We start from the raw sequence: 9,436 nt of genomic DNA, 5'->3' as shown, positions 1-9,436 counted from the left end.
AAAAAATCGGGTAAGTGGGGTATCGAACGGTGTCTGCGGTTCGCAAGACGTAAGCTTCATTCCTGGCATCATTTGTCGTACATATTCACTTACGTAACGTCACTTTTGGCTGGATACTGGCATCGTATCGCTGTTCGGCTGAGATTAACGATAGCGGGATCACCCTATATGACTAACGCCACAAAGCGGTCCCTGTCCACCTACCGTCGCAAGCGAGACTTTGAGCACACGGCGGAACCCCGGGGCGATTCGTCGCCTTCACCGGGCCAGCGTTATGTCATGCACAAGCACAAGGCGAGCCACCTTCATTATGATTTGCGCCTCGAGGAGCAAGGTGTTCTGCGCAGTTGGGCGTTGCCCAAAGGCCCGAGCCTGAAGCGTGGCGAAAAGCGGTTGGCGGTGGAGGTCGAGGATCACCCCATTGACTACGGCGAGTTCGAAGGCACCATCCCAAAGGGCCACTATGGCGGCGGCACCATTATGCTTTGGGATGAAGGCAGTTGGGTGGTAACCGGCAAGCACGATGCCGACCGCATTGACTTTACGCTCGACGGGAGCAAGTTGAAGGGCGCGTGGACACTGGTGCGCAGCGGCACCAATTCCGGCAGGCCAGCAAACAATTGGCTACTGATCAAACGTGGTACCAACGACATCAGCGCTGCAGAAGCGCACGACCGCAGTATCCACAGCGGAAGAAGCATGGCAGAGATCACCAGTGAAGCCGCCTTCGATCAGTCCGCACTGGCGAAGACAGACAGTGCGCCGTTATCGCCTGCCACTATTGCCGGTGCTCGCCGTCAGACGTTGCCGGCAAGCTTCGCGCCTCAACTCGCCACGGTGGCAAAAGCCGCGCCAGATGGCGATGACTGGGTCCATGAAATAAAGTTCGACGGTTATCGAATAATCGTTCACGTCGCCGCAGGGAACGTCCGTTTATTGTCACGCAACGGACTCAATTGGACGAGCCGCTTTAAGGCACAGGCACAGCAGCTTGGGGGCCTCAGCGCGAGGGACGCGATTCTCGACGGCGAGATGATCGCCATGGGTAAAGAAGGCGCATCCAACTTCGCTGAGTTGCAAGATTTAATCAGTGCGAAAAATACCGGCTCGCTGGTCTTGCAGTTGTTCGATCTAATGTATCTCGATGGTTACGATTTAACAAAGGCAACACTGCTTGATCGCAAGGCTGCGTTACGGAGTCTTCTGCAGCAAAGTGGCTTTGCGGTTGCGGGGTCGTTAATACAGTACTCCGATCACGTTACCGGACATGGACGGGAATTCTTCGCACACGCATGCGAACTCGGCCTGGAGGGCACCGTAGCAAAGCGTGCCGATGCCCATTACAACAACCGACGCAGCAAAGCCTGGTTGAAAATAAAAGACGCCAAAGACAGTGAATTTGTCGTCGGCGGATTTACCCCGCCGTCAGGTTCGCGTAAAGGGTTCGGTGCCTTGTTGCTTGGCAGTTGGGATGGTTCTGCTTTGTGTTACCGGGGGCGTGTCGGTACCGGCTTCAGTGCTAAACAACTGGTGCACCTGCACGCTGTTCTGAGTAAAGCCAGCAAACAATCATCTCCTTTCGCAGACGCCGTGCCCGATGCAAGCGGCGTCACCTGGGTCACGCCCCAGGTCGTTGTTGACGTTGCGTTCAGTGACCAGACGCGCGAGGGACGTTTGCGTCACTCAACCTTTCGCGGTGTACGCGAAGACCGTAATCCCAAAGAGGTTGTTATGGCTTCAGCAACTACCCAGCATGCCAATAAAGTGTCGCCCACTGGTAAAGCTTCTGGCAAGCGCCACACCCCAACCTCTGCGCGCGGTGACGATGTGGTTGAGGGAGTCCGCATTACGCATCCGGATCGCGTCGTCTACCCGGATATCGGGCTCACTAAACTCGAGGTAGCCCAATTTTATGCGGACATTCAGGACTGGTTGCTACCGCTGCTCGCCAATCGTCTGCTTTCACTGGTTCGTTGCCCGGATGGCAGCCAGGAAAAATGTTTCTTCCAGAAACATCTGCTCGCCAGTCAGGCCCGCCATGTTCCGCGGCAAGACTTTCGACAAAGCAAGGGTGCTAAACCCTATGCTTATGTTCAGTCAATCGCGCAAGTTATTGCTCTGGTGCAAGCGGGCGTACTCGAATTCCATCCGTTCGGCAGCCTGATTACGGATACGGAGCATCCGGACCTGATGGTGTTCGATCTCGACCCCTCGCCCGGTGTGCAGTGGCCGGACATTCTCAAGGTGACCAGAGAGCTGCGCGAGCGGCTCGAACAGCTCGGCTTCAATGCATTCTTGCGCACCACCGGCGGCAAGGGCCTGCATGTGGTCGTGCCACTGCGTCCGACAACAGACTGGGACGGTGTTAAGGCGTTCGCAAAAGCGGTTTCCGAGCAGCATGCTGCCGACGCGCCGTCGCGGCTGACCACCAAACTTCCCAAAGCTCAGCGCCACAAGAAGATTTTTATCGACTATCTGCGCAATGGGCGCGGGGCTACCGCCGTCGGCTGTTATTCAACACGGGCCAGGCCTGGAGCGCCGGTGGCTGTGCCGGTGCGGTGGGAAGACCTGAAACCTTCGCTGCGCCCGGACCAATACTCGGTCGCAAACCTGCGGCGGCGCCTCGCACACCTCAAAGAAGACCCCTGGGGTGATTTCTATGATGCCCAGGTCGCAATCACACCTCGCATGCGCAAGGCGATAGGGTTATGAAGAAGTATCTCGATTATGACGAGCCGGGCACAACAGCCGGTTGGTGGAAGGCGCCAGGACCAGCGCTCTGTACCTGGTGCAAGCAGCCGCATCATGTAGAAGCAATGCTCTACTGCAGCGGCTGCGATGCCCCGGTTTGCGCGGTATGTGTCGTGGTCGCCGTGGACAGCGAACCCCACTGCCCGCTGTGCCACGAAACTACAGGAGACCTGTGATGGCCGCTCGCGCGATGTGGAAAGCGGTTGTCCAATGTGGCAAGCATCAGGTGCCGGTAAAGCTGTATTCAGCGATCGAGGATCGAAATATTCATTTTCGTATCCTTAGCCGCAAGGACAAACAACCGGTTCACGGGGCCATGGTCAACCCGGAAACGGGCAAGATAGTACCGCATGATGAAACGCGCCGAGCCTACGTAGCGGACAACGGCGACCGTGTCATCCTTGAGACATCCGAGCTCGATGCGCTGGAACCGGAAGCTTCGCGCGACATCGAGATTATCGCCTTTCTGCCCACCGGGCAAATTGACCGCCGCTGGTACGACAGGCCCTACTACCTGGGGCCCGATGGCGACAGTAAAGCCTACTTCGCGTTCACGGAAGCCATCGAGAGCAGCAAGTTGCAGGGCTTCGTGCGTTGGGTAATGCGTGGCAAACAGTATAGGGGCGCGCTGCGTCTGCATCAGGGGTATCCGGTGCTGATGTCGCTGAAGCACGCCGACGAAGTCGTCGCTGTAGAAGAGCTCGATGCACCCGGCGGCCCGGCGCTGAACCCGAAGGAAATAGAAATGGCGCAGCAGTTGGTTGGCATGCTGGCAGCGGAACTGAATTTATCTGACTTTCACGATGCCTATCGCGAGCGAGTACTGAAACTGGTAGAGGCAAAAGCGAAAGGTGGGCCGCGCCTGAAACTGGCCAAAGCCAGGCCAAAGAAACCCGACGACGACGTGAAGCGCGCCTTGCAAGCGAGCCTGAAGTCTGTACGCAAGAGCGCATGAGGAAGCTTTATGGCAGAAGAACCTGGCGAAGACACCGAAAACCTGAAGCCGTTTTGGTCGGGTGTTGTCACCTTTGGGCTGGTGAGCGTCCCTGTCAGTCTGTTTCCGGCGACCCGCGGCACAACGCTGCGCCTGCGCATGGTCGATGCACAGGGTAACTTCCTCCAGCGTCGTTTTTTTGGTTCAGACGACAGCAAACCGCTCGATGCCGAAGACCTCGTGCGTGGCTACGAATATGAAAAAGATCAATTCATTATCGTCGAGGACGATGAACTTGAGGCACTCGACCCTGAGAAGTCCCGCGAAATTGATCTCAAGCAATTTGTTGAGTTGCATGAGCTGAGTCCACTGCATTTCGAGCGGGCATACTTTCTGGTACCCAATGGTAGTACCACAAAAGCCTATCGACTTCTCGCCAAGACATTGGAGCAGGAAGATCGTGCCGGCATTGCAACCTTTGTAATGCGAGGAAAGGAATATTTGTGCGCGATCATTGCCGAGCGTGGGATTCTGCGCGCGGAGACGCTGCGTTTTTCTGAGGAAGTTCGTAGCCCGGACGCCATAGGATTACCAGCCAGGGATTCGCACGATGCCGCCACCGTTAAGCAATTCACCAAAGCCATCAAGGCGTTGAAAGCGAAAACACTGGATCACGGTGAACTGGAGGATAAACGCAGTGCCGGCATCGTCAAACTCGCCGACAAGAAATTGCTTTCCGGTACCAACGTTGTACAGGCCAGTGACGACACCGAAGAGGTCGAAGAAAGTTCATCGAACGTGGTCGATCTGATGGAAGTCTTGAAAGAGCGTCTGCAAGGCAAGCTTCGAGCACGAGCAGCCCCCCAGCGTAAAACCGGAAAGTCAGCAACGGGACGTGGGGGAGAGCTCAAGTCGAAAAGCAAGGCTGAGCTTTATGAAATGGCACAAACCAGAGACGTACCCGGTCGCAGCACAATGTCCAAGGAAAAACTGATCGTCGCGTTAACGAGCGAGCGCCGTCAATGACATATCGCGTGGTAACACGTTAGCCAAATCACATTGGCTCAACATTACTTACTTTTATTATACACTGGAGTCACACGATGCCCGATTCTAACCGTCACGCCCTACTTGCCAATCCACATATACGCCTGTCGGGCACTGTCGATCAGGACATGTACGACAGCTTTCGACAGCAGCTCGAAGCCTGCCCGGCCACCGGCCCAATTATTATCACCATCACCACGCTTGGCGGGGATCCCGAGGTGGCGCGGATGATGGGCGACGATGTCCGTTTGCTGCGCGAGCAGAGCGGACTCGAGATGATGCTCCTTGGCAAGATCGCCGTCTATTCGGCTGGCGCCACCTTCATGTCGTTCTTCCCGGTCGATTGCCGCTTCCTGACCGAGACGACGCGGCTGATGATCCACGAACGCCAGATACAAAAGACGGTGGATGTCAATGGTCCGCTGCGTACCTGTGTCGCGGCGCTCAAGGCCACGCTCCACGAGATCGAACATTCGATCGATATCGAGGAAGAGGGTTTCCGGGCGATTATCAAGGGTTCCAAGGTCGATTTCGAAACGATTCGCAACCGGGCGCCCGAAAACTGGTATATCGATTGTCACGAGGCGCTGAAGCTCGGGCTGATCCACGACGTGATTTGAGCCGCGCCGTGCTGGCAAGTGCTGATCAACCTTGCCAGCACGCCTGTCATTATTCGGTCCCGTTCAAGTGGGCCGATTGCGCCAATGAATTGTAAGAAGGCTCGCTAACGTACCACCCCTTCGGCCACCAGCCGAACCAGAATCGCTTCGGCTTTCTCCCTATCCGTCCCTTCGCTAATAACCTGCCCGCCCTGCCCCTGGGGTTTGGCGGTGGCGGCTTTCATACGTTCTGCGGCAGTACCGCCTTTGGCGACGGCCAGGCGTTTGGGTCGGGGTTTGGCGGGGTGTTGTTGCCAGTGGGCACGGGCCTGGTCCGGTTCGGCAACGCAAGGCCAGGCATCGATGTTACCCCGCTGAGCCGGGCCAAAGGCCGACTGGCGGGCAGGCTCTGCCGCCGGGTCGACGCTGGCCACAAAGGGCAGCGGCACGCGCAGGGCACGCCGTTGCCCCCGGGGTAAAGCTTGCCAGACTTCGGCATAGCCGTCTGCAATGGATACCACCGATACGATGCGAGGCACCATGGGCCACCCCAGCCGATCGGCCAGCGCATAGGGCAGCAAGCCTGAACCCTCGCCGCACTCGGCACGCACACCGGTCAATACAATGTCTAAAGACTGGTCACGCAGATGGTCAATCAGTGCCGGTAAGGCATCGGCATCGGGGCCTGCATTCAGAACTGTCATTTCGGTAAGGCCCATCCCCAGATAGGACCGCAGGGCATCGCTTTGGGCTGAGCCCACGTGGATCAGACCGGGCAATTCCGATGACAACGAGAGCGCCAGCTCCAGAGCGCGGGCGTCCTGTTCGGCCCGGCGTTCACGGCGTGACAACGGATGCTGGCCAACAGAGACCAGGGCGGCGACCTTAAGAGGATGACCCGACCGGGCCCTGGAAAGCGATTCAGGCAACATGGCGAGCCTCTCCTTCGTGAGCGGTGCCGTCTTGATCGGCGGTGCCCGTCTGACGTTCAGCCATCAGGTTCAGCAATTCGGCAAACACCGCTTCGCTGTCGGCGATCACCGTTAAATCGGCCCGGCGTACCATGTCGCAACCGGCATCCAGGTTAATGGCGATCACCGTTTCGCACTGGCCAATGCCCTGCAAATGCTGAATGGCGCCAGAAATACCGACGGCCAGATAAACCCGCGCGGATACCCAGGTACCACTCGCACCAACCTGCCGATGGCGCGGCATATAACCATCGTCAACCGCAACCCGGCTGGCGCCTTCGGTTGCACCCAATACCGTCGCCACCTGGTGGAACTGCTCCCAATTGCGAACGCCGTTACCGGCGGCAAGAATAAACTCGGCTTCACTCAGAGCGATCTGACTGGGGTCAACGCTGACCGGGCCAAGGTCTTCAATGGTCACTGAAACTGGATCGGGTAAGCTGAACTCTAGCGGCAAGGCTTCGTGGCGATGTTCTTCAACCGGGGCTGCGCATTCCGCAGTTAGCAGCAAGACACGCGGCGTCGGCCGGTGCCAGTCGGTTAGCAGACTGCCACCCCGGCACACGCTGTTTTCCTCACTGACTTGCCAGGCTTGCACTGCTGCTCGTTCACCCAATTGCACGGCCCAGCGCGAGCCCAGGTCCGCACCGCCGGCAATGCTGTCCGGAAACAGCCAGAAGGCGGGTTGGTATTGCTGTTCGATGGCGTTAAGTAACGCCAGTTTCAGCTCGGGGCAATAACCGGCTAATGCCTCATTGTGCAGCTGGTTCAACTGAATCACCCGGTCGGCACCGGCACCGCCAAGGTCGGTTTCCCGCACGTCGCCCAGCGCAATGGCCAATACGGCATGAGGTTCGTCTTTTGCCTGTGCCAGTTGCTGCGCCAGCCCGAGCACATCCCGGTCATGACTGCTGAGCCGTCCGCCGGGCAGATCCAGTACGGCCGCTACATAGCCGACTGGATCGGTAACGCTGTGTAACGGTTTTTCTTTGGTTTGCACTCTGCCGGGCTGACTCGATGTCGCGAATCCAACCCCGCCCGGGTTCAGGCGGTTAAGGCGCTTGCGTCCCTGAACCATCACAAAGCCGGTTTGATGCGGGTTGATGCGTCGCAGCCCGGTCGGGCCAATCACCGGCACCGTTACGGCCATTAATGCGTCGTGCTCCGGGTGCAGGCGGTTGCGACGAATGCGCTCCTGGCGCGGGTTGCGTCTGATTCGAAGGCTCATGCTCGCTGCTCCGTCGCCAGTGCTTCGCTAACCAGTTCGGCCAGATCTTTGATTTGCGGCCTCGGTTCCACCACCCCTTCGAGCATGGCCGTACACTGCTGGCAGGCGACCGCTATGGTCTCGGCCTCAACGGCCCGCGCATCGTCCACGCGCATGTCGGCTATGCGATGTTCGCCGGGAATATCGGTAATGGGTGCCCCACCGCCGCCACCGCAGCAACGCGACCGATAACCGGAACGCGTCATTTCCTGAACTTCAATACCGAGCGTATTCAGCACGGCACGCGGTGACTCATATTCGCCATTATATCGGCCCAGGTAGCAGGGGTCGTGATAGGTCACGCGCCCCAAGGCCCTGGGTTGTAAATTCAGTTGGCCCTGCTCCATCAGTTCATTGATGAACATGCTGTGGTGTTGAACCCGATAGTGGCCGCCGAAGTCACCGTACTCATTGGCCAACACATGGAAAGCATGGGGGTCGGTGGTCACAATGCGGTTAAACGAGTAGCGGCTGAGCAGTTCGATATTGTGCCGTGCCAGCCGCTGAAAGGTGGCGTCGTCACCCAGCCGGCGGGCAACATCACCGGAATCACATTCGTCGTTACCGAGCACGGCAAAGTCGACCCCGGCGGCCCGCATGACCGCAACAAAGGCGCGCAGAATGCGCTGGCTACGCTGGTCAAAGGCGCCATCGCTGATCCAGAACAAGACGTCGGCACGACCGACATCAGCGATCAGTGGCAGCTCAAGATCGGCCGCCCAGTCGAACCGCCGGGCCGGGTCCTGCCCGCCCGGGTTATCGGTTGCGATCAGATTATCCAGTACCTGTACACCGGCACCCGGCGTTTCACCGCGTTCCTGCGTTAAAAAGCGCCGCATGTCGACAATGGCGTCGACGTGCTCGATCATCATCGGGCATTCTTCCACGCAGGCACGGCAGGTGGTGCAGGACCAGAGCGTCTCGGCACTGACCAGACCGTCTACGATGACCTGACCGGGCTGCCCCTTCGCCTCACCAACCGGTTTACCGGGGTAGGCGCTGCCGTGGTAACCGGCGTCGGTTCCACCGCTCAACCCGACCACCATATCCTGAATCAGTTTCTTCGGATTCAGCGGCTGGCCGGCGGCAAAGGCCGGGCAAACCGCTTCGCAGCGGCCGCATTGCACACAGGCATCGAAGCCGAGCAACTGGTTCCAGGCAAAATCGCTCGGCTTGGCGACACCGAGCGCATCATCGGTCAGATTCAGCGGTTTCAACCCAGTCGAGCGACCACCGCCAAACCGTTCCGGGCGCCGGTGAAAGGCCAGATGCAGGGCGCCGGCAAAGGCGTGTTTCATCGGGCCGCCCCAGCCCATACCCACCAGCATTTCCGCCAACCCCAGGGTCAGGCCAATCAACAACAGGCCACTGAACACCCAGCCGACCAGCCCAGACGGAAACCAGTCGGCGGTCATCAAGGTGATTAAAAACAGCGAGGTAGAAAACACCAGCAGGCTTTTCGGCAGCCGCATCCAGGGCCCGCGAGACAGACGACTGGGCGGATTCCGCCGACGCCAGGCAACGCAGCAGGCGCCGACAAACATGCCGGCTGCGCTGAGCAGAATCAGCCCATTCAAAATGGTCGAATCAACACCAATACCATGCACCAGCAACGCCAGAGCCAGGGCAGCAACAAAACCACCGGCCGTTGCCACATGGGTGTTGGCCATAAAGCGGTCGCGCTGAACCACATGATGCAGGTCGACCAGATAGCGGCGTGGCATGGCCATTAAACCAGCCAATACCGCCACCGGTTCATCCCGCCCTGCACGCCACGCAAGGACCCGCCGTGTTGCACCAATCAGCATCAGCGCCAGGGCGCCGAACAACAATATGGGCAGTAACCAGTCAGTCAGCATCCAACACC

General features: G+C 58.6%; 7 protein-coding genes. 4 read left to right on the top strand and 3 right to left on the bottom strand.

What is annotated here, in order from left to right:
* The first annotated feature begins 168 nt into the window (after window positions 1-168).
* From ligD to WEB54_RS17590, 4 genes are all read left to right on the top strand, one after another.
* The gene (ligD, locus tag WEB54_RS17605; protein ID WP_368056857.1) at window positions 169-2,712 is read left to right on the top strand and encodes a DNA ligase D; all 2,544 of its coding nucleotides are present in this window, start codon (window positions 169-171) and stop codon (window positions 2,710-2,712) included.
* A gap of 214 nt (window positions 2,713-2,926) precedes the next feature.
* Window positions 2,927-3,706, top strand: coding sequence for a Ku protein (locus tag WEB54_RS17600; RefSeq protein ID WP_368056856.1), 780 nt, complete (start codon window positions 2,927-2,929; stop codon window positions 3,704-3,706).
* A 9-nt stretch (window positions 3,707-3,715) separates the two neighbouring features.
* Window positions 3,716-4,711 (top strand): Ku protein, encoded by a 996-nt coding sequence (locus tag WEB54_RS17595; RefSeq protein WP_368056855.1) that lies wholly within the window; start codon window positions 3,716-3,718, stop codon window positions 4,709-4,711.
* 77 nt (window positions 4,712-4,788) lie between these two features.
* Window positions 4,789-5,352, top strand: a complete 564-nt coding sequence (locus WEB54_RS17590) for an ATP-dependent Clp protease proteolytic subunit (RefSeq protein ID WP_368056854.1) — start codon at window positions 4,789-4,791, stop codon at window positions 5,350-5,352.
* 104 nt (window positions 5,353-5,456) lie between these two features.
* On the opposite strand, the gene WEB54_RS17585 is transcribed toward WEB54_RS17590, so the two are convergent.
* The 3 genes from WEB54_RS17585 to WEB54_RS17575 are packed head-to-tail and all read right to left on the bottom strand — an operon-like array spanning window position 5,457 to window position 9,428.
* Complete coding sequence (locus tag WEB54_RS17585; RefSeq protein ID WP_368056853.1) at window positions 5,457-6,263, bottom strand: electron transfer flavoprotein subunit beta; 807 nt, start codon at window positions 6,261-6,263, stop codon at window positions 5,457-5,459.
* Window positions 6,253-7,530 carry an electron transfer flavoprotein subunit alpha/FixB family protein gene (locus WEB54_RS17580; RefSeq protein ID WP_368056852.1) on the bottom strand — a complete coding sequence of 426 codons (1,278 nt, stop codon included), beginning with the start codon at window positions 7,528-7,530 and terminating at the stop codon, window positions 6,253-6,255. Before WEB54_RS17580 ends, WEB54_RS17585 begins: the two co-directional genes overlap by 11 nt.
* The gene (locus WEB54_RS17575; protein WP_368056851.1) at window positions 7,527-9,428 is read right to left on the bottom strand and encodes a (Fe-S)-binding protein; all 1,902 of its coding nucleotides are present in this window, start codon (window positions 9,426-9,428) and stop codon (window positions 7,527-7,529) included. Before WEB54_RS17575 ends, WEB54_RS17580 begins: the two co-directional genes overlap by 4 nt.
* Between the last annotated feature and the right edge of the window lie 8 nt (window positions 9,429-9,436).

The organism is Saccharospirillum sp. (assembly GCF_040881935.1).
GTDB lineage: Bacteria > Pseudomonadota > Gammaproteobacteria > Pseudomonadales > Natronospirillaceae > Saccharospirillum.
Note: the sequence above shows the minus strand (reverse complement) of the source record. Positions and strands in the feature narration are given on the sequence as shown.

What these genes read in the sequence shown, in the direction of transcription:
- ligD (WP_368056857.1), top strand. Translation starts at nt 169, where the DNA reads ATGACTAACGCCACAAAGCGGTCCCTGTCCACCTACCGTCGCAAGCGA.
- WEB54_RS17600 (WP_368056856.1), top strand. Translation starts at nt 2,927, where the DNA reads ATGGCCGCTCGCGCGATGTGGAAAGCGGTTGTCCAATGTGGCAAGCAT.
- WEB54_RS17595 (WP_368056855.1), top strand. Translation starts at nt 3,716, where the DNA reads ATGGCAGAAGAACCTGGCGAAGACACCGAAAACCTGAAGCCGTTTTGG.
- WEB54_RS17590 (WP_368056854.1), top strand. Translation starts at nt 4,789, where the DNA reads ATGCCCGATTCTAACCGTCACGCCCTACTTGCCAATCCACATATACGC.
- WEB54_RS17585 (WP_368056853.1), bottom strand. Translation starts at nt 6,263, where the DNA reads ATGTTGCCTGAATCGCTTTCCAGGGCCCGGTCGGGTCATCCTCTTAAG.
- WEB54_RS17580 (WP_368056852.1), bottom strand. Translation starts at nt 7,530, where the DNA reads ATGAGCCTTCGAATCAGACGCAACCCGCGCCAGGAGCGCATTCGTCGC.
- WEB54_RS17575 (WP_368056851.1), bottom strand. Translation starts at nt 9,428, where the DNA reads ATGCTGACTGACTGGTTACTGCCCATATTGTTGTTCGGCGCCCTGGCG.